This is a genomic window from Micromonospora sp. NBC_00821, assembly GCF_036347035.1.
Lineage (GTDB): Bacteria > Actinomycetota > Actinomycetes > Mycobacteriales > Micromonosporaceae > Micromonospora > Micromonospora hortensis.
Genome location: NZ_CP108880.1, coordinates 2,195,721 through 2,213,850, shown reverse-complemented (window position 1 = coordinate 2,213,850; position 18,130 = coordinate 2,195,721). Strand labels below are relative to the sequence as shown.

Below are 18,130 nucleotides of genomic sequence, written 5' to 3'. Positions count from 1 at the left end.
GAGTGGCTATAACAGTTACACGCGGCAACTTTCTTTTGAACCTTCGGGCCGTCTTAGACGCCGGGGCGGGCTGGCGAATGACACCTTGGTGGAGTCCAACTCCTATGTCCACGCTGCACCGGGAAGTCGAGGGCCGGTTGCCCGCTCGATTACGCAGCATCGGGACGCCTTGGTTTGTCCAGCGGTCGTCACCGAGCAGCCTCCCCGCCGCTCTAACGGCCACACTAGGAAGAGGGCTCGGGACGGCGGACCCATCGGCCACCCGCAGCCACATCGCCAATGGCATGAGATCCGTGGTTCTGACGTGCCTGTGCGGCGTTTATCGTGAGGCGGCGGCAAAGGGTTACTTAGAAGCAGACAGCGTTTAACTCACCTGGAAATCATGCAAGTCAGCGCGCTAGACCTGGCAGCGTGACGTCGGCGACCGTATAGGGGGCAGGCCTCCATGCCGTGCTTCGTGGGCTGATCATCGCCGAGTCGGTCCACATGAAACTCGTAGTATCCGGCGGTACGGCCAATGCGATGTCGCGCGCGTTCACCTGGAATATGCCCTCTATGTGTCCTGGCTTTAAGACCGCCGAGACGAAAGCCTCACTTCTGAAGACGACCTGGGTTAAAACCCACTCTTCGCCGAACAGTTGGCTCTTGTTGTACTCATTGCGGCTGAGGTGGAAGCTACCGCGAGTGCTGACGCTGCATCCCTTGACCTCCAAGCGAAGCATGGGGGGGCCAGCAGACTCGATGTCGTAGCCGAATGTGTCCGAGATCGGAGACACATGGGTGGCATGCCGACCGGCGGCTCGCAACGCCGCCAAGATCACCGCCTCGGCCGCATCGCCGATCCGCCTACGGATCTCGGTGCCAGGGGAGAGGCTCACCGCGCGGAACACGTCCACGAGCATGTCATCGAGTTCGGGATCAAGCCATTCCAGGTCACTTAGAACGTCCGTAGGGATGTATTGGCGAGAAACTCCACGGGGCGACACCGCAATCGACAGCCAGGAGGGTGCGTCGAACGTCAACAGCACCCGGGCAACATGACGCAACGTCGGGGTGTCGGCAATGCTCGCGATTCCAGCAAGCGGCGGCGCTACAGAGATCGTTTTGGTTTGCTCGGCGAGCCCTACGGCCAACAGACGTTTCGCAGGCGTCATCAAGTCCGTGGCGGCCGCGAAAAATCCACCCTGGGCCTTGGCCGCACCTACCCAGTCTGCGACGTCGCGGCGTGGTGCGAGCTGAGCGGCATGGCAGAGGAGCAGAACTGCTTGGGCTGTACCGCGCCTAGGCAGCATCGAGCCGTGCCCTAATATGTGACACGATGGCCTCCATATCGTCCGAGGCCGCCGGCTGTTCGGGCTTGTCATTGTCCTGCTCAGGAAGGGCCACGCGCACCAGGCCTGGATCGTCCATTAAGGCGGACAACGCAACAACCTTGTCACGCAGTCGAACGTTAACGGCCTCGTCGATGCTGTCCTCGCTGAGCAGCAGTGTGAAGCGTGTGGTCACGTCGTCCTTCAGTCCAAGCCGGTGGATGCGGTCTTGGCTCTGCAGAAAGTGGCCAGCGTTGAAAGTCCGATCCAGATAGACGGCGTGATGGCACCAGTGGTGCAGGCTAATGCCTTCACCGCAGGCAGCTGGGTTGGCAAGGAGGACATGGCAGTCTCGGTCGTATCGGAAGCGATCCAGCTCGGCCTCGCGGGTCAGCGACCCGTTCGGCGCGCTGTCTCGGGTGGGAATTCCGCCGTGCACGATGGCCGGCTGGAAGCTCTTGAGGTGCGTGGCTAGCGACCGGATATTACGGACGAAGGTGGACCAGACGATGACTTTCTCGCCGCGGTCGCGCGCTTGCTCGACCATCGCTTTGACCTGCTCATACTTCCAGGGCGTTTCATAGTCACGGTATCGCGCCAGCAGCTCGGCGAGCGGCTCGCTACCCTCTAGCGCGAGCGGCGGATGTATGAATCCAAGCTCATCGGCGTCATCCGAGCCGGCGACCAGCAGCATGGGGTTGGTCGCAGCCTCCAGAAGGTACATGGTGACCCGCCCGAGCCGGTCGAATTGACGGCGGGCCTGACGGTCCAACTCGAAGTCTCCGCGGTAGCGGCCTAACAGCGCATTGTAGATGGCGTGTTGAATCGGGCTCATCGTTTGCGTAACGACATCGAAGGTAGTATCCGGCAGGCCGAGGCGCGACTTAGGTGTGCGGACAAAGTAGCGTTGGATCGCGGCGCTGGTCTCACTCAACACATCGTCGTCGCGACCCGCGCGCTCGTTATACGCGCTGGCTGGCAGGATTTTTTGGTCTTGTCCTGGGTAGAGAAAGCGCATGAGGGCGATCAGGTCGAATGCACCCTGGGGGGCTGGGGTGCCGGTCAAGATGTCACGGCGCCGAGCGGCGTAGGCGAGGTCCAGCACCGCGCGGCCGTGCACGCCCTGGGCCCCACGCTTCACCCGGTGAGCTTCGTCGAGAATGACGTGGGTGGGCCGACGGCCGACGTACTCCCGGATGCGGTCGTAGTCGGAGGCGACTCGGTTGTAGCTAGTCAGTAGCACCTCAACATCGCTATCGATCAACGAGGTCCCGGTATGGGTCGCGATACGCGGTGGCCGCTCGAAGCATGCCGCAGAGTCCTCACGCCATGCTTCGAAGGCGGCAAGGGGCGCGATGACGAGAAGTTGCTCAACCTCCTTGCGGGTTCGCGTGAGGGTGTAGTTGGCTAACGCGACCGTGGTCTTGCCCGCACCGGGAACGGAGAAATCCGCACCGTGCGGGAGCCGCTGGATCAGCGCGAGGTTCTCTAACTGGAAGCCGCGCAATTGGCGGCGGAAGCCCGCAGCGGCTAGCTGAGCCGCTAGCTCATCCGGTGTCGCCGGGTGGGCCCCGGATGCGACCTCCTCCCGGCGTCTCTGGTCGCTGATGAGCGAGCGGATCTGCTCCTGCAGCGTTGGGCCAAGCTGAATTGGCTCAGAGAAGATCGTCCGGATCTCACGCAGCGCCGTCAGCTCAGCCAGAAATACATCGACGCGCACCTCCAGCCGGTCCGCCGACCCGCCGACGATGCCGCGGGACATCGAAGCCTGCAAGCGGGCCCAAGCACCGGCGACGGCTGGGGCCTTACGGCTAACGACGACAAGCGGGCGCCCCTGCTGATAGAGCTCAGCGGCAATCACGCCTAGAGGCCCTCGATCTCGTTGAGAAGTCCTCTGATTTCGGCGACCTTAAGACCGAAAGGATGCTCATCCCACTCAGCTTGAGCTCGAGCTTTCGGGAGATCCTTGCGGATCCGCTTAAGCGCGGTGATCGCCTTATCGGCCTGGGACAGTGGGGCCCTGACGGCTGACTGGTCTGCCGCCTCGTCTGCGGCCTCATCTGCGGCAGCGACGATCGCGCTACGCAGCGAGCTGAGAACCTGACGGGTGGAGACTTTGTCCCCGTTGCTGAGTGGCAGGTTCGCGTCGGGTGTCTGAGCAGCGACCAAGCCCAGCAGCTCGTTCAGAGACTGTGCCGGTGCGTCCTCGCCAAGCAGGTCATCCAGCAGATCGTCGCTGGAATCGGCGACGTCGGCGGAGCGGGCGGCGTCGAGCACCGGTTTGAGCGCGGGATCGCGCTCGATCTCACGCTGAACCAACTGTGCCGCGTCTGCGCGTCGCAGGTGCCGCAGCTTGCGATACTCGACGTTGGCCAGGGTGCCGAGGAAATATGCCGAGCGCACGCTGTCGGCCTCGGCTGCGGGCTTGTTTCGAATGTGCCCGGTAAGCTCGGTAAAGGCGGACTCGTTCTCGGTAAAGTCGACGTGCAGACGGGCACCCTTCGACAGGTCCACTAGTTGGTGCACCTGCTGAAGCTTGTCGTGCAAGTCTTTTACTTTTGCAACATCCCTATGCATACGCCGAGCGACGCGTCCAAAGTCTTTGCCCTCGCGGTCGTAGAGCTCCTCGATGAGGAAAGCCTCATTGATCCAGGAGTACTCCTGTTTGAAGTCACGGGCGATCTGCAGTTCTGCCTCAAGGTCGACGAGCTCATCAATCTGGGCATCTTCAGGCAGGACAAGGCATTGGACGTAACGCGCTTTAAACCAGTCGTCGTCGCGATAGAGTGAGCGCAAAGCTGCGGTTCGCCGATTGCCGTTGATAAGGACGCCCTCGGCGGTGATGATCGCCGGTTCTTGTTGACCGCGATCCCGCAGGTCAGCTTTAAGCTCTTTAAAGCCTTCCTGGCTGGTGAGGATACGGTACTGCGCCTTTTGGGCGGCAGGGCCGAGCGGGTCAGCGGTAAACAGGTCGGCTTGTCCGGCGCGGTGGATTTCACGGCGCTGCTCGGCCTGGGTGCGATGGTTGAGCGTGGAAAAGCGGACCCAGGCAACCTCAACCTCGACCTGCGGCAGCTCCTTCTGCTCACGCGGCCAGGCCGGAACCAGTACGTGCCGCATAGGCTCACGATTCCGGAGCATCCCCACGCGCTCCTGGTCCAGCATCGGGTTGGGCAACCGGATCATCTCCTGTAGGTGGTGGAACGGCCGACGCCGAATCTAGCCGAAATGGTGGTGCGGACCTCACCGTTCTTGCGCTGGAAACCAACGTGCCCCAGATATGCCGGCAGGGCTTCCTGATCGATGCCGAAGAGGCCAAGCAAAATGCCGGGGAAAAAGCGCTGCTGTCGGCCCGCCCAATTCAAATCCGTTGTGCTGTTGTCGGGCATGACATATACGCACGGCGGCGGCACCGGCTGCCCGCCAATCTGCACAGCCCGGCCCTGCTTCGGGCAACGGCGCTTGGGCGTGCCGCAGAGGTGATTGTGGAAGATGACGCCGTCAACGGTTCGGTCGGTCGGGTCGAGGTAGCGGCTGCGCATGCGCTGGATTCCCTTAGCGATGTGCTCGCCCGGTTCGGCCTTCATGCTGTCGCACAGCCACCAGAGGTACGTCTCGCGTGCCCAATCCGGTACCGACCAACGGATGCTGCTATGCGCGCCGTCCGGGCAGCCCTTCTGAATGATCGCCACGCTGCCGAACCCGGAGACCGCCAGCCGGTAAACAGTGTCATCGCCGTACTGAGGTTTGGTGACGCTGTCTACCAACCCCGCCGCCAGCAGCGCCTCCAGGACGTCGAGCAAAAATCGACGGCGGCCGGCGTTGCTCGCGCTCATGCTGCCACGCGCTGCTTCGATCGCCGCAGGCATAGCGTCGCGATACTCCTCGACCGTCAGCCCGTACCGTGCCAGCACGTCGGCATCTGTGACCAGGTTCTGGATCAGGTATTCCACCCGCCGCACGGCATCCGGCGCGGGTGCCCCCGCATGGCGACATGGCGCAGCGTCGTCCGGCAACACTGTCGTTAGCCTCCCCTATGTCCAGCTTCGTCAATCCACCAAAGCCGTTGGGCGATCCACCAAGCCGGTCTCGTTCGAGCAATGACCTTCAAGTCGGCACTAGCGCTTGCTGACGATCCAGGCCGTGGCACCTTCATGTCGCTGCGGACCCACTAGAGCCCCACATCCCACAGGAACGATCGCAGGTCGCAGAATAACAGTCTGCGGCCGAGCACTAGGGCCGCCCGGAGGCCCCTCAGCCTTGCGCCTGCGGCTGACCTCAGAAGGACGAAGAACTCGATGACGCGCGACCATCGGTCCGTGCGGCAGCGCTGGCCCTCGCAGACAGCCGGTGTTTCGGGTTCAGGGCATGGCCTTGGGATGTGGACTGAAACTCCCTAGGGAGGTCTCGGGATTTCGAGTGTCCGTCTCATGACGACGGTCATCGAGGATACGCGGGAGCAGGTGCTGCCCGTAGCTCGCCGAGTGGATCTTTCCGCTGACGAGGGAAAGCCCTCGCTCCGCCCCGAGGCGGTCCGGGTGGACGGGACGCGGGCGCTGAAGCCCGCCCGGGCCAGCGGTGGGTCCTGGACCTGCCGGATCGGGTGTAGCTGGCGGGCGCGTACTCGCGCACGGATCTGACCAAGCGTTTGATCGACCCGTTGTTCGGGGTATCGCACTTCGCGGTGCATGGGCGATCAACACTCTCGGCCCGCTGCACGCCGTGGTGCCGTTGCGCTGGCCACCGGTCGAGCAGATTGCCATCGTCGGCGGCGCCCTTGTTCCATTGTGTGATCAATACCGGAGCGCATAGGGCTGGCCGCGTCGCTGCGGCTGTCCGCGCGCGGCGGCGCATGGCCGTACGGCAGGCCTTGCGTCCGAACGTCTGGGCGTCGGCGAGCGGCTCAGTCAGCGCAATCGGACCGGTTTCCCCGGTAACGACGTCCTACCCGCGGGCGGGGCAGGGTACCGCGAGTTGATGAGCATTCACGTACGGTGGTTCTGCTTCCGGAGATCGGACCGTTGGATGCCCGCTGGTTGATTTAAGGGAACTGAGGGACGGATGAGGGACAGACGCGGACCACGGCCGTCGCTGGCAAGCCTCGACTTCCTCGGTGACGAGTCAGCGCTGCAGCGGCGGGTCGAGCGTGCGCTGCAGGAGGACCGGCATCATTCCCGAATCGGTGGTACCCGCGGATCCGACGCCACCGGATCGGTTGCAGTAGTTATCGGTGCGCAATGCCGCGTTGAAGCCGTCGTGGTTGGCCGTGAGTGGCGCAACGAGGTAGGGGTGGCTCGCTTCCCGGCGGCGCTCTTCGAGGCCTACACCGCCGCCGTCGGCGCCGCACTCGAACAGGCCGCCTTGACGGAACTTCAGCAGGGGCAGGCTCCACCAACACCGTCACGCCGAACCGTGGTCCAGGCGTCTCATGAGTTCGACGAGGACGTGTGGTCGCGGGCGACCTGGCGCACGCTGCAGGGCCTCGACACGGAGCTAGATCGGGTGGCGCAGCTGCGCGTTACTCCAGTCGAGCGGGTCATAACTAGCCCCAACGGTTGTCTGACGTTGCGGATTCGCGCGAGCAGCATTGTCGGTATCACCGGAGACACGGGACGGATCGCCCGTGCCGACGCCGGTCAGCTGCAGTTCGAAGCACGGTCCGTCCTTCGCGCCTTCGATCTTGCAGGGGCAGATCAACACGACCTTGAGGGGTGGCCAGGTGGATGAGCTGAACGTCATCACCGACGCGTTGCGTACCGAGGGCGGCAAGTGGTTGCAGCTGTCCGACAGCGCTACTGCCATCATGGGCGCCACGGAGGGGCTGAGCTTGGACGCCTCTGCCTTCTACATCGGCGACGTCAACGCCGGCGTCCATGCAGCTGCCTACCGCGACTTTCACGCCTTCATGGTCGCGATCCTCGCCGGGGCGGCGACGGAGTTTGAGCAGGTCGGTGAAGCCCTTCGGCGTGTGGCCGACGCCTACGACCGGGCCGACGAGGTGATCTCGCTGGACCTCAACACGATCTACAAGGCCTAAGCCCGGACGTTACGACCCGGAAGGATCCAAGCTGATGCAGCCCGCACCGCCGGACCTGGAATACGGCGAGCCGTTCAACAAGGCCTTCGACCAGATCCGCGTCGGCGTGGACCTTGCCGTCGAGGGGTTCAACGACGTCGTCTCGCAGGTCAACGAGTGGGCGTGGCTCATCGGCCCGGCGGCGCTGCTGTGGATCAAGCGCAACATTGACGCCGCGCGCCGCGGCCTACGGGAGGTCATGGATCGGGTTGATCACGCGTTGGAGCACCAGCTGCCGGTGCTGTCGCTCATTTCGATGAGCTTCCGGTGGATCACCGAGGTGAAGACGCCCGTCTCCCAGCTGTCGTTCGCGATCAGTGAGCCAATCGACCAGAACTTGGTCAAGTGGACCGGCGACGCGGCGCGTGCCTACGCCGACAAGGCGGCCAAACAGCGGGCGGCGGTTGACGAGTCCGTTCTCAAGGCGGAGTTCATCAGTCAGTGGCTGTTCAAGATCGCTAGGGCCAACGTTGACTACGCGGTCGAGCTAGCGACGATCGTCACCAACCTGGCGGGTAAGTTCGCCCAGGCCGCCATCGACGCGACAACAGTCATCAACATTCCCTGGGCCATCGACACGTTGGCCAAGTCTGTCGGCGATATCGTCACCGCGGGTTTGGACACCCTCCTGCGGATCGGTGAACGTTTCGTTGACGCGCTGGGTAACGTCCGGGACATCGCGACGCAGGTCGGTGACTACTCCAAGCTCCCCGGCGGCCGTTGGCCCGAAGCCGTCCGCGGGTAGAGCCAGTCGTCAGGCGTGCGGCACGGCTGTGAAGGTCGCCTTGAGGATCGTCAGCGCTTTCGCGGCGAGTGCCTCTTTAGGCAGGTAGGAATCGCCGCCGACCGCGAGCCAGACCTTCACCACCAGGTTGGCGCCCCGGGCGTGGACCATGTACTCGGTGTACTTGAAGCCAGGGTCCGATCGCTTGACGAACCCCTCGGCTTCCTCGCCGACGTCGGCGACGGGGCCGTCCGCCGTCATGCCGGTCACCTGCTGGGTCGCCGTGTAGAGGCGTCCGGCCTCCTCGGCGCTCGTCAACGAGGAGGCTTCCACTAGCAGGTTCGCCTGGTGGTCGTCCGCGGTGCGCATCTCGAACAGGCACGACGAGCCCTGCCGCGCCAGCGGCGGCTTCGGATCGGTACGAGCGACCCGCACCGATAGGTCCGCCAGGGGTGCCAGGTCGGTGCGCCGGCACAGGTCGAGGTTGTTGGCGTCGTACAAGGAGTCAGCGGTGGGCGCCGGGCTACTTGTGGCGGGAACACCAACGATCGGCGAGGTGGTGACGGCACCGGGCGTGGCTGATCCGCCGTCGTCACACCCGCCGGTAACCGCGAGCGTTACCAGAAGTCCGACAACCAGCGCCGGAGTCCGGGACCGAGCTTCCACGCCGTTCACCATACCGTCGGCTGGGCCGGCGTTCGCCCGTGCTGGTTGCCTTTATCGTCGAGGCATGCCCCGCGAAACCATTGAATCGGTCGCTCACTCCCGCGCCATCACTGCGGCGGCGGTTCTGCAACAACTGGTCGATCTGCGCGCCTACCCCCACCGGCACCTTGCCGTGGCCGCCTATGCCCCTGGCGGGGCCAGCATCAGCCAGGCACTCGCCGCCGCCGACTACCTCAGCCACACGGGGTGGGAACTCATTAATCTGACGGAGGTTGGAAGCAGCAGGACACTGCACGCGATCATGCGACGCAGGTAAGCCACCCGGGCAAGGACAGCGCACCCGACTGTTACGCCATCACGAGAGCTCGGCACCCGGTCCGGACCCAACCTAAAGGCTGTCATCTAGGCTTGTCTTCTTTGGGCCAGCGCTGCCCGCAGCCGGAATGCGATCCTCGGCTTCACACATCATCGGGCCACCAGTGCGGGTCGAGGCTCTTGCCGTGGCCTCGAGGGCATTGCCCGTATCCGGTGCGCGACACGTTCCAGTGGTGGTAGCAGTACGGGGCATCGCACTCACCGCAGAATCCGGCGTCGTCGTAGAAGTCCGCGGAGGCTACAGCGGCGTACCGGTACGGCTGGGCGAAGGCGTTGGTGAGCCGTTCCGCCTCTGCCAGGTCCACCGGTCGGCCGGATCCGTTGCCCGCCTCAATCCCGGAGAACAACAGCCACCACTGCTGGTCATCGTGACGCTCTCGGGCAGCGTTGTAGGCGTCGCGCTGCTGCGATGACCAGCGCTGCCAGTTCGCGGGTGGGGCACCGGGTGCGACGAGTTCGATGTGGGCTGCCGGTCGCCCACACACACCGCGCACGGTGGTGTCGCTACGAAGGCCTGGAGCATGACTCATTTTCTCCTGCCTGTTAGGCAACGGCGCGCAGTCGTCGGACAGTGTCGCCGGTGCGGTCGGGCTGGGTGGTTTCCCACCGGCGTTGAAGGGCGTCGACGACGGTGGTGATCATCGGTTCGGTGACGTGGCTGTAGATGCCGCGCACGCCGGCGAGGCGGTGACCGAGGCGGCGGGCTTGGGCGATCTCGGGGATGCCGTCCTCGATGAGCCAGGTCTTGTGGGTGTGGCGCAGGTCGTGGAAGTGCATGCCGGGCAGGACCGGCGGGGTGCCTCGTTGAGGGTTGCCGGCGACGGCGGGAGTCCAGGCGCGGCGGTTGAAGTTGGAGCGTCGCTGGTGGTGACCGCGGGCGCCGGGGAAGACGATGTCGTGGGGTTGTTCGGCGAGGTGGGCGGCGAGGAGGGTTGTTAGGAAGCGGGGCAGCCGGATGTGGCGGACGGAGTCGTTGGTCTTGGGTGGGCCGAGGAACAGCTTGCCTTCGACCTCGTGTAGCGCGCCGACGTCGGGGTGGACGTGGATGCTGCCGGTGGTGAGGTCGACGTTGTCGCGGGTGAGGCCGGTGAGTTCTCCCCATCGCATGCCGGTGTAAGCGGCGGTGAGGATGAGCAGCCCGTCGCTGGCGCGGGCTTGGCGGGCGACGATCGCGGCGACCTGCTCGGCGGTGGCATGCGGGCGCTCAGCGCGGATGCCTTTGGGGATACGGACTCCCCGGCAGGGGTTGAAGGGAACGCGTCGGTCTTCGACGGCCTCTTGCAGAACCATCGACAGAACCATGATCACGTCGGCGACGGATCGTGGTGACAGGCGTTTACCCAAGGCGACGGCGAGGGTTTTGACGTGTTGGCGGCGGATGTCGACCAAGGGCAGTGGGCCGAGGGCGGGCAGGATGTGCAGCCGTAGGTGACTGCGGTAGGCCGCCCAGGTCGCGGGGCCCGCTTGGTGGGTTGTTTCCCAGATCGGGACCCAGTCGGAGAGGGGGATGCGTCCGCCGCGGGGGTCGATGAAGGTGTCCCGGGCGGTCTCGACGTCGATTTCCTTGGCGCGGATTACGGCGTCGGCGCGCAGGTCGTGGGATGAGTCGGTCGTGACGGTGCCGTCGGGCATGCGCAGCCGTACGCGGAATCGGGTGCCGCGCTTTTCTACCCAGGCCATGGTGTGGTCTCCGCTCGGTCGGTGTCGGGTGCGGGGGTGATTGACGCGTGGCTGTCGGGGTGGGGCAAGTCGCCGGCGGGGTGCCGGCGGCGGCGGGTACCGCGCCGGCCGGTGGGGGGTTGGGCGGCGGCGGCGATGATGGCGGCGAGGTCGGCGGGTGAGAAGCGCAGGTGCTTGCCGAGGAAGGTGCAAGGGATCTGGCGACGGCCGGCGCGTCGGCGCAGCCATGACTCCGGCACGCGGAGTCGGGCGGCAGCCTCAGCTGGGGTGTAGAGCTGCGGTTCCTGCTCGTCGTGACCGGCTGTGCGATGGTCGAGGGTGGGGGCGGCCGGTGGTGGTCGGCGTCGGGCTCGGGGCAGGTTGGCAGGCATCGGTGGACTCCCGAACGTCGGAGGTTCTGGCGGCTGGACACCCGCGGGTGGTGGCTCGTCGCGGACGGTGTGTGGATGCGCCGCGACGAGCCACCCGGGGGCTGGCAGTGGCTAGGTGTGCTGGCAGAGGAGGAGTCGCAGGGCGGTCGCCGCTTGGGCGGGGACGACGCCGTTGCCGAGGACCCGCAGTGCGGTGGTGCGGGGCAGTCCGAGCGTGGGATTGGTGACCCAGTGCTCGGGCAGGCCCATGAGCCACTCCACGAACGGCGGTGCGAGGACGGGTTTGCCGTGCCGGCCGGTTTGCGTGGGTTCGGGTGCGGGACGGCCGAGCAGCAGCTCCCAGCGGGCGACCGCGTCGGCGTAGCCGCCCCACCGTTGCTCGTCGGGCTGCCCGAGGGCGGCGATGGTGGTGCGCAGGTCCGCGCCGCCGTCGCCGTGCCGTCCGGGGCCGCGCCCATCGGACGCGCGTGGGGTGGGCAGGGTCCGGGCCGGAACCCGTACCGCCGCGGAGGGGAGGGTGAGGTCGCCGTGCGAGCCGCGCTGCCCTGGGCAGCCTTTCTCGCCGTCGGTGGCCCGCGGGGTGGGCAGCAGCACCTCGGACAGCGGGGGCCGGAACCCGGCACCCGCGCGTCGTCCGGGCGTGCCGGTGTCGCTCGCCCTGGGGGTGGGCAGTAGCCGCGCGGCGGCGGTGCGTGTGTGCCCGTGCTGACCGGTGCGAGTGATGTGCTCTGCAGTGGAGGTGGGTAGGAGGCCGTGGGTGGAGCCCGACGGTTCGATGAGGTCGGGCAGGCCGTGCTGGTGGCCGGGCCCTTTGCCGTCACGGGCGCACGGTGTCGGCAGCGTCCTCACCTCCGCCGCTTCGTGGGGTGGGTGCGGCCAGCAGGAACAGCCGGTCGCGGCGGTGGGCGGCGCCAATGTCGGACGCGCGTAGGCATAGCCAGCGCGTGTCGTACCCGATCGCGGCCAGGTCGGCTTCGACGACGTCGAATCCTCGCCGCAGGAGGGCTGCGACGTTCTCCACGAACACGAGCGGCGGTCGAAGGACGCGAACGGCGTCGGCGACGGCACTCCACAGGCTGGAGTGCTCTCCGGTGATGCCGGCGCGCTTGCCGGCGTTGGAGATGTCCTGGCACGGGAACCCGGCGGTGAGGACGTCGACGGGCGCGACGCGGGTCCAGTCGACGGTGCGGATGTCGCCGAGATTGGGCACGCCGGGCCAGTGGTGGGCGCAGACGGTGGCGGCGTGCCGGTCGGTCTCGGCGTACCAGGTGAGCTGGCCGCCGAGCACCAGCTCGACGGCCATGTCGAGGCCGCCGTGGCCGGTGCACAGCGATCCGATGCGGGGGCCGGTGGTGTGGGCAATGCTCACGCCACCTCCCCGTGCCCGGCGTCGCCTGTCACCGGCTCGCCGTGCGGGCAGGACCAGGGGCCACAGCCGGGCGCTTCCCCGGGTTGAGGACGCGGGCGCAGCTGTACTTTGTCCAGCGGCACTCGCTGCCGGTGCAGGAAGAACTGGCCGCGCAAGGGGTGTCCGTCCGCGTTGGCCCGGGCGGAGCCGTTGCGGATGGACCGGTCGAAGGCGACGGCGTCCGCCCACTCCTGCGGGCTGTGCTCGCGCAAGGCGAACCAGAAGCCGTCGTCGTGGAACGGGCAGCCCACGCACGACGACTTCGGGGTATCCGCGAGGCCATGCTCGGCCAGGAAGCGCAGGCAGTCGGTGCGTCGCCAGCCGACGTCGAGCAACGGGTGCACGTTGTGCATGTAGACGACGTCGGAGTCCCGGGCCCGACCGATCTCGTCAAGGCTGATCCCGATCGCGACCTCTGCCCGGACCCCTGCCGGGACGCGCCTCGGGTGTGGGTAGCCCAGCCGGCGCCGCACCTCAGCCTTGATGGGTTTGATCTTGTATTCAGAGGTGCACTGCCGGCGGGCCATTCCCCGCTCACCATTCGGGCCGAGGGTGAACAGGGGCATGGAGGCGAACCGGTGGCGCGGGTCGAGCGCGTCAGCTCGGATGTCACCGGCGCTGACCCGCACCACCTCGATTCCGGCCCGCTCGGCGATGCCGGTCAGTCGGTCCAGGTGCCGGTAGACCGCCACCGGCTCCCAGGAGGTGTCAGCGAAGATCGCCGCCTCGAACCCGGGAATCGTGCCCTGGGCGGCGAGCAGCAGAAGCGTGGAGCTCTGCACACCGGCGCCCAGGGACAGGTAGCGATGGGTGGGTGCGCTCACGCGACCACCCCGGATCCGTCCTCAAGCGAGCGCTTGGCGAAGATCAGAACGTCTTCGTGTGCGATGAGGTGCATCGGCACCCCGGAGGAGCGGGCCTTGCGGACCTGTTGCAGTTGGAAGAACGACGGGCGGGCGACGAGCTGCCCGTGACGGACGGCGGCGAGGAGAGCGACGCACCGCTCGGTCGGCACGAGTCCGGCGCGCAGGCCAGCGGCGATGACGGCGCTGGGCAGGTCGACCAACTCGCCGCGTTTGCGCCACGGACGGGCGGTGACCGCGACGGCGCCGCCGGGTCGTAGCAGGGTGGCGCAGCCGCGCAGGATCTCAGCGAAGCCGTCGGCGAGGCCCGTCAGGTCGCGGTAGGCGAGGTTGCCCTTGTCCTCGCCGTCGTTGTACCGGTCGTCGTACTTGACGACGCCGTGCTCACCGGGGCGGACGAGGCCGTGGACGGTGGGCCCGTACGGCGGTGAGGTGACCACGAGCGCCACCTGCCCGGTGAGGGCCTTCGGCACCAGCGACATCAGCCGGGTCGCGTCGCCGCGGATGACCGACGCGCGTCCGCTGGCGCCCTGGTCATGGGCGTGGCGGATGTTGGCGTCGGCGATGTTCGACCATTGCGGCTCGTACTCGACGCCGAAGGCGTCGCGGCCGGCGTGGACGGCCTCGACCAGGGTCGTGCCGATGCCACACATCGGGTCCAGGACCAGATCGCCGGGCTGGGTGTAGGCGGCGATCGCGTGGGCGGCGATCGCGGGCAGCATCCGGGCAGGATGCTTGCCCGATTCCGGCACGTACCGGCCGCGTCGCTGGACGGGGCCGGTCGACTGGGCGGTGGCCCAAACGGACAGGCCGTCGGCCGCAGAGGAGCTGTTGGTGACCGGCTCGGTCGCGCTGGAGGATCCCGCAGTGGTCTGCTCAGCCACAGCGCTCACCACCGTCGCGGCCACGGCGCCGTCCCACCCCAGCGGCAGGAGTCGAGTGCGGGGTGAAGACCATCAGGTCGGCGTGCACCCGCAAGTGGGCGACCGACCACTGCTCGGGGTTGGCGTGAGCAAGGGTGAGCAGTTCCTCGTCCGTGCCGTGGTAGTAGATGAATTGGTCGCCGTCGGTGTCGGCCTCGACGGCGACGATGTGCTGCAGGTAGCCCAGTCCCGCTGCAGAGGCGGCGGCCACGAGCGGCCCGAAGTCCTCCGGCGTGGGCTGCGTGCCGGCGGGGACGCCGACGATGAGGACGAGGCAGCCGCCGGGGCGCAGCAGCCGCGCGCAGGCAGCGAGGAGCCAGGCGAGGCGGACCCGGCCGATCGTGCCGGCCTCGTGCAGCGGCCAAGAGGCGACCACCAGGCTGATGGCCGCGTCCAGCGGGCCGTCGTCGGGCGGCCGGACGACTGCGGCGTCGGCGCCGGGCAGGTCGGGGTCGGTGAGGTCGTCGCCGAACCAATCGATCAGCTCGGGTGGGTCGTGCGCGTCGTCGGCCTCCGGCTCGCCGGGCGCGGTGAGCGGGTTGGTTGCGGTCGTGGGCGCCGGCGGGCCGGCGGTGGCGGGTCCGATGATCAGGCTGGAGCTGTCGGTGAACCAGGCGCGGTGGTGCTGGCGCCCGCCCTGGGCGCAGATCGGTGCGAGGACGTGGTCGGTGGTGAGGTCGGCCACGGCCTCCCCGGGCCGGCTGTACGCGGCGACGAGGCGGTAGGCCAAACGGGTGGGCAGGCTGGTGCGCGGATCGGCGTCGGTACGGGCCGTGCGCCAGACCGTGATCGGAACCGGCGGGTCGCCGGCGATCACGTCGATGAGCGTGGAGTCGGCCGGCTCGGTGTGATCGGCCTGCGGGTGCGGCGTGTGCTCGCTCATGTGCTGTCGGCTCCGCGCCGCGCCGTGAAGCGCTGACACCCCCAAACCGCGCTTTGTGAGCCCTGGCGAACACTTGCCGAACCCACAAGCGCTCACAGCGCTTGACCCGGCAACGGGCTTGTCCTGCTTTGTATCTGCCCTCTCGCAGTTGGCCTGCGCCGTTCTCAGTTCTTCTGCTCCGACCGCCGGGCTTTCTCAACCAACCTGCTCCACTACGGATCAACTGCTCGACGCCGTCCGTACCTAATAACCTCTTGCACCAAAGACCGGCTGGTGGTTCTATAGTCTTTAAGTCGAGCACGCACGAACCACTTGGAGGTCCACCTTGTTGCGTATCAAGCTGAGTCAGCGCACGTACGTTGGGGACGAGCAGGGTTCGCACCCATTCCTGCCCCGCCAACACGCTGGATGGGATCCGACCATGTCGGAGAAGGAGGTCTACGACGCCGCCCGCGGCTGGTGGCGGCTCAATCAGCGCGCCGAGCAGGAGCGCTACGCCGTCGTCGTAGCCGGCGGGCAGAGCGTGATGGCCATCCGGATCGCGGAGTGGCGGCAGGAGGGTGACCGGCGCGCGTTCGCTGGCGACATCCTGCAGTCTGGCGACCTTGTGCATGACAAGTTCGTCGGCAAGCCGGACCCAGCGGAGTCCACCAGCCGGTTCCCGGTGCTGTACCTGGCCGACCCAGTTGACATGGCCACCTGCCGCTGCGGTTGCGGCTCGGCCGTCGCCCGCGGCGAGTGGCTGCAGGGCCACGACCAGCGGGCGATCCATGACCGCATCCGCGCCGACTTCGGCGGGTCGGTTAGCAAGTTCATTGACTGGTACGACGCCAACGGCCCTTTCACGGCCGACGAGTGACCATCTGAGGCCCGGCCGCACTGGGTCGGGCCCATCCTCGGTCCCGGAATCGGAGCAACTCCTGCTCAACTTCCGATTCCGTGGGTGAGGATACGGAACTGAAAGATTGAGGTGCTCGTTCGTCAGGTTCCTGGGGGTGCTGTCAGTGTCTCGTGCTTACGACGTCAGGACAGCCATCGGCAGCCGCCCACACAACGGAACCGGCCTTCATCCCCGCCCCCTTCTGTCATGACGCTGTGTCATCGACAAAAGGCGCTGGCGGTTGCCGGCGTCGGCGCGGAGGACGCTTCGGGCGTCGACGTGGACAAGGGCGTTGACCAGCGCTGCGACACGTCATCGAGCGCCGCGCCTTGGTCCGATGCCATCGGGCGCGGCAGTGCCTATCACACGGCGCAGGATGTCCAGCGGTGACAGCCTGCCCGCGATTGTCACGGGTACCTCGGCAGACCGCACGGGCCACCCGCACCGGGCGGTGACAGTAGCGCTGTGAGCCGACCCGGTTGTCACAGCGGGCCGGGCACGTCCTCTGTGAGGTCGTCCACGCCGTCTCACGGGCCACTACGGCCTGTGCCACCACCTCCGAACCGCGCGGTCAAAGGCCCTGTCAGGGGGTGTCACAGGCCAGGTCAACCGACCTTGGTCAGAGTCAATGACAACGATCAGCGGCGATGGCGCGCCGTGTGGGCGGGCCACTGACAGAGGCCCGGCTGAGGGAGACGAACAGCGCCCTGAGCAGCTCTGTCAGTACCGTGTGAGCCCTCTGTGGCGCAATCGATGCCACCGATTGCCGTGACAACTCCGGCGACGGCATTCGAATCCCTTCGGTGTCACAGGAGTGTTGACATGAGCGCGTCCGACCCTACGAACTGGCCGACTTCCGCCCTCGACGCGGCGGCGACCGCCTTCGCCGCGCTGACCTGCGAGCCCGCGCCGTTGGCTCTCGACTGCGCGGCGTTCTTCTCCGACGCAGGTCTGCCGCGGCCGGTGATGCCGCTGCCCGCGCTGCGGGACTGGCTGTTGCGCCACCCCCGCGCCTACACGGCGCGTGACGAGGTGTGGCGGGAGCTGATCCGACGTGCCCGGCTCGACGGGCCGCACTGGGTCGTCGCCGCGGCCGGCATGGCGATGCCGGCGCTGCAGCAGTACGCGGCCCACCTGTGCGAGGGCTACACCGGCGACCCTGCGGATATCGACGCCGAGATCCTGACCGGGTTCCTGACGGCGCTTCGCGACCGGGCGGACCTGACCAAACCCGCGCCGTACGCGAGCCTGTGCAAGGCGGCGTGGCGAGCCGGGCGGGACCTGCGGCTGCAGCAGCGTGAGTACCTGCCGGTGCAGGACATCGAGCACCTCGTTTCCGGTTCCCGCACTCCGCCGGTGCCGTACGGGCATCCGGATCTCCTGGTCCGCCGCGCGGTGACCCTCGGGATCCTCGATCCCGAGGACGAGCAGCCCTACATCGACGTGCGGCTCGGTCGACGTGCGATCGAGCCCATCGCCGCAAGGAATGGTGTCAGCGTCGACGCCCTGCGCATGCGGCTGTCCCGCATCGACAGCCGCGTCGCGGAGGCCCTCACAGACGGGCTGCTGACCGGGGTCGCGTCGCCGCAGACTATGGCGCGGCTGCGGCAGCAGGCCGAGCAGCGCGGCGGGCGTCGCGCGGGACGTGCCGCGGCCGCCCGCCGCGAAGCCGCCCGGCAGCACGCTGCGGCAGCCGCCTGACAGCCACCGGCACGGCTGTGGCCCGACGTACCACGTCGGGCCACAGCCGTTTCCGCGTGCCGAGCGCCCGTCCCAGTAGAGCGGCGGCAGCGCGCTGCGCTGGCAGCAGAGAACCAGCGCAGGATTGCCAGCCGACTTGCCCCGCTGGCACGTTTGCGGCGCAGGCGCCGCTCGGCCGTCCCCTCCGCTCCGAGGATCAGAACCTCTCCGCCATCCTCCTAAGCATCCCGGAAGGAACGAACCGATGCGGCCGTGTCAAGAGCTGTGAGT

The 18,130-nt window shown here is 67.2% G+C and carries 20 protein-coding genes; 7 read left to right on the top strand and 13 right to left on the bottom strand.

What is annotated here, in order from left to right; translation table 11 throughout:
* Nucleotides 1-389 precede the first annotated feature (389 nt).
* The 4 genes from OHB44_RS10185 to OHB44_RS10170 all read right to left on the bottom strand — a co-directional run bounded on the left by OHB44_RS10185 (nt 390) and on the right by OHB44_RS10170 (nt 5,263).
* Complete coding sequence (locus OHB44_RS10185; protein ID WP_330440561.1) at nt 390-1,154, bottom strand: protein NO VEIN domain-containing protein; 765 nt, start codon at nt 1,152-1,154, stop codon at nt 390-392.
* A 127-nt stretch (nt 1,155-1,281) separates the two neighbouring features.
* Entirely contained in the window at nt 1,282-3,072 is a 1,791-nt protein-coding gene (locus OHB44_RS10180) for a DEAD/DEAH box helicase (protein WP_330440560.1), read from the bottom strand.
* A 101-nt stretch (nt 3,073-3,173) separates the two neighbouring features.
* Complete coding sequence (locus OHB44_RS10175) at nt 3,174-4,430, bottom strand: ParB N-terminal domain-containing protein (RefSeq protein WP_330440559.1); 1,257 nt, start codon at nt 4,428-4,430, stop codon at nt 3,174-3,176.
* Nucleotides 4,431-4,492: 62 nt separating this feature from the next.
* On the bottom strand, nt 4,493-5,263 hold the full coding sequence (locus OHB44_RS10170; RefSeq protein ID WP_330440557.1) for a hypothetical protein: 771 nt from the start codon (nt 5,261-5,263) through the stop codon (nt 4,493-4,495).
* A gap of 1,108 nt (nt 5,264-6,371) precedes the next feature.
* Here OHB44_RS10170 and OHB44_RS10165 point away from each other — a divergent pair.
* The 3 genes from OHB44_RS10165 to OHB44_RS10155 are packed head-to-tail and all read left to right on the top strand — an operon-like array spanning nt 6,372 to nt 8,131.
* Entirely contained in the window at nt 6,372-7,037 is a 666-nt protein-coding gene (locus OHB44_RS10165; protein WP_330440555.1) for a hypothetical protein, read from the top strand.
* A complete protein-coding gene (locus tag OHB44_RS10160) occupies nt 7,030-7,347 on the top strand; it encodes a hypothetical protein (protein WP_330440554.1) in 318 nt (105 codons plus the stop codon). The genes OHB44_RS10165 and OHB44_RS10160 overlap by 8 nt, the downstream gene beginning before the upstream one ends.
* A 34-nt stretch (nt 7,348-7,381) precedes the next feature.
* Nucleotides 7,382-8,131, top strand: a complete 750-nt coding sequence (locus tag OHB44_RS10155) for a hypothetical protein (protein WP_330440553.1) — start codon at nt 7,382-7,384, stop codon at nt 8,129-8,131.
* 9 nt (nt 8,132-8,140) lie between these two features.
* Here OHB44_RS10155 and OHB44_RS10150 read toward each other — a convergent pair whose 3' ends face one another.
* Entirely contained in the window at nt 8,141-8,611 is a 471-nt protein-coding gene (locus OHB44_RS10150) for a hypothetical protein (RefSeq protein ID WP_330440552.1), read from the bottom strand.
* A gap of 229 nt (nt 8,612-8,840) precedes the next feature.
* On the opposite strand from OHB44_RS10150, the gene OHB44_RS10145 reads away from it, so the two are divergent.
* On the top strand, nt 8,841-9,092 hold the full coding sequence (locus tag OHB44_RS10145; protein WP_330440550.1) for a transcriptional regulator: 252 nt from the start codon (nt 8,841-8,843) through the stop codon (nt 9,090-9,092).
* A gap of 142 nt (nt 9,093-9,234) precedes the next feature.
* Here OHB44_RS10145 and OHB44_RS10140 read toward each other — a convergent pair whose 3' ends face one another.
* From OHB44_RS10140 to OHB44_RS10105, 8 genes are all read right to left on the bottom strand, one after another.
* Nucleotides 9,235-9,681, bottom strand: coding sequence for a hypothetical protein (locus OHB44_RS10140; protein WP_330440548.1), 447 nt, complete (start codon nt 9,679-9,681; stop codon nt 9,235-9,237).
* A gap of 13 nt (nt 9,682-9,694) precedes the next feature.
* Complete coding sequence (locus OHB44_RS10135; protein WP_330440546.1) at nt 9,695-10,831, bottom strand: tyrosine-type recombinase/integrase; 1,137 nt, start codon at nt 10,829-10,831, stop codon at nt 9,695-9,697.
* Nucleotides 10,819-11,202 carry a helix-turn-helix domain-containing protein gene (locus tag OHB44_RS10130; protein WP_330440544.1) on the bottom strand — a complete coding sequence of 128 codons (384 nt, stop codon included), beginning with the start codon at nt 11,200-11,202 and terminating at the stop codon, nt 10,819-10,821. The genes OHB44_RS10135 and OHB44_RS10130 overlap by 13 nt, the downstream gene beginning before the upstream one ends.
* A 111-nt stretch (nt 11,203-11,313) precedes the next feature.
* On the bottom strand, nt 11,314-12,051 hold the full coding sequence (locus OHB44_RS10125) for a hypothetical protein (protein ID WP_330440543.1): 738 nt from the start codon (nt 12,049-12,051) through the stop codon (nt 11,314-11,316).
* Entirely contained in the window at nt 12,020-12,571 is a 552-nt protein-coding gene (locus tag OHB44_RS10120) for a DNA cytosine methyltransferase (RefSeq protein ID WP_330440541.1), read from the bottom strand. Before OHB44_RS10120 ends, OHB44_RS10125 begins: the two co-directional genes overlap by 32 nt.
* Nucleotides 12,568-13,434 (bottom strand): hypothetical protein, encoded by an 867-nt coding sequence (locus OHB44_RS10115; RefSeq protein ID WP_330440539.1) that lies wholly within the window; start codon nt 13,432-13,434, stop codon nt 12,568-12,570. Before OHB44_RS10115 ends, OHB44_RS10120 begins: the two co-directional genes overlap by 4 nt.
* Nucleotides 13,431-14,357, bottom strand: coding sequence for a TRM11 family SAM-dependent methyltransferase (locus OHB44_RS10110; protein ID WP_330440538.1), 927 nt, complete (start codon nt 14,355-14,357; stop codon nt 13,431-13,433). Before OHB44_RS10110 ends, OHB44_RS10115 begins: the two co-directional genes overlap by 4 nt.
* Nucleotides 14,350-15,279: a hypothetical protein gene (locus OHB44_RS10105; protein ID WP_330440537.1), complete on the bottom strand. Its 930-nt coding sequence runs from the start codon at nt 15,277-15,279 to the stop codon at nt 14,350-14,352. Before OHB44_RS10105 ends, OHB44_RS10110 begins: the two co-directional genes overlap by 8 nt.
* A gap of 421 nt (nt 15,280-15,700) precedes the next feature.
* On the opposite strand from OHB44_RS10105, the gene OHB44_RS10100 reads away from it, so the two are divergent.
* The 3 genes from OHB44_RS10100 to OHB44_RS10090 all read left to right on the top strand — a co-directional run bounded on the left by OHB44_RS10100 (nt 15,701) and on the right by OHB44_RS10090 (nt 17,860).
* Nucleotides 15,701-16,138 carry a hypothetical protein gene (locus tag OHB44_RS10100; RefSeq protein ID WP_328372811.1) on the top strand — a complete coding sequence of 146 codons (438 nt, stop codon included), beginning with the start codon at nt 15,701-15,703 and terminating at the stop codon, nt 16,136-16,138.
* Nucleotides 16,139-16,366: 228 nt separating this feature from the next.
* Entirely contained in the window at nt 16,367-16,549 is a 183-nt protein-coding gene (locus OHB44_RS10095) for a hypothetical protein (RefSeq protein ID WP_330440536.1), read from the top strand.
* A gap of 432 nt (nt 16,550-16,981) precedes the next feature.
* Nucleotides 16,982-17,860, top strand: coding sequence for a hypothetical protein (locus OHB44_RS10090; RefSeq protein WP_330440535.1), 879 nt, complete (start codon nt 16,982-16,984; stop codon nt 17,858-17,860).
* The last annotated feature ends 270 nt before the right edge of the window (nt 17,861-18,130 follow it).

Bases quoted from the DNA above. Each gene is read 5' to 3' on its own strand.
- OHB44_RS10165 (WP_330440555.1), top strand. From the start codon at position 6,372: ATGAGGGACAGACGCGGACCACGGCCGTCGCTGGCAAGCCTCGACTTC.
- OHB44_RS10105 (WP_330440537.1), bottom strand. From the start codon at position 15,279: ATGAGCGAGCACACGCCGCACCCGCAGGCCGATCACACCGAGCCGGCC.
- OHB44_RS10135 (WP_330440546.1), bottom strand. From the start codon at position 10,831: ATGGCCTGGGTAGAAAAGCGCGGCACCCGATTCCGCGTACGGCTGCGC.
- OHB44_RS10130 (WP_330440544.1), bottom strand. From the start codon at position 11,202: ATGCCTGCCAACCTGCCCCGAGCCCGACGCCGACCACCACCGGCCGCC.
- OHB44_RS10100 (WP_328372811.1), top strand. From the start codon at position 15,701: ATGTCGGAGAAGGAGGTCTACGACGCCGCCCGCGGCTGGTGGCGGCTC.
- OHB44_RS10145 (WP_330440550.1), top strand. From the start codon at position 8,841: ATGCCCCGCGAAACCATTGAATCGGTCGCTCACTCCCGCGCCATCACT.
- OHB44_RS10095 (WP_330440536.1), top strand. From the start codon at position 16,367: ATGACGCTGTGTCATCGACAAAAGGCGCTGGCGGTTGCCGGCGTCGGC.
- OHB44_RS10180 (WP_330440560.1), bottom strand. From the start codon at position 3,072: ATGTCCCGCGGCATCGTCGGCGGGTCGGCGGACCGGCTGGAGGTGCGC.
- OHB44_RS10175 (WP_330440559.1), bottom strand. From the start codon at position 4,430: ATGCGGCACGTACTGGTTCCGGCCTGGCCGCGTGAGCAGAAGGAGCTG.
- OHB44_RS10140 (WP_330440548.1), bottom strand. From the start codon at position 9,681: ATGAGTCATGCTCCAGGCCTTCGTAGCGACACCACCGTGCGCGGTGTG.
- OHB44_RS10185 (WP_330440561.1), bottom strand. From the start codon at position 1,154: ATGACGCCTGCGAAACGTCTGTTGGCCGTAGGGCTCGCCGAGCAAACC.
- OHB44_RS10090 (WP_330440535.1), top strand. From the start codon at position 16,982: ATGAGCGCGTCCGACCCTACGAACTGGCCGACTTCCGCCCTCGACGCG.
- OHB44_RS10155 (WP_330440553.1), top strand. From the start codon at position 7,382: ATGCAGCCCGCACCGCCGGACCTGGAATACGGCGAGCCGTTCAACAAG.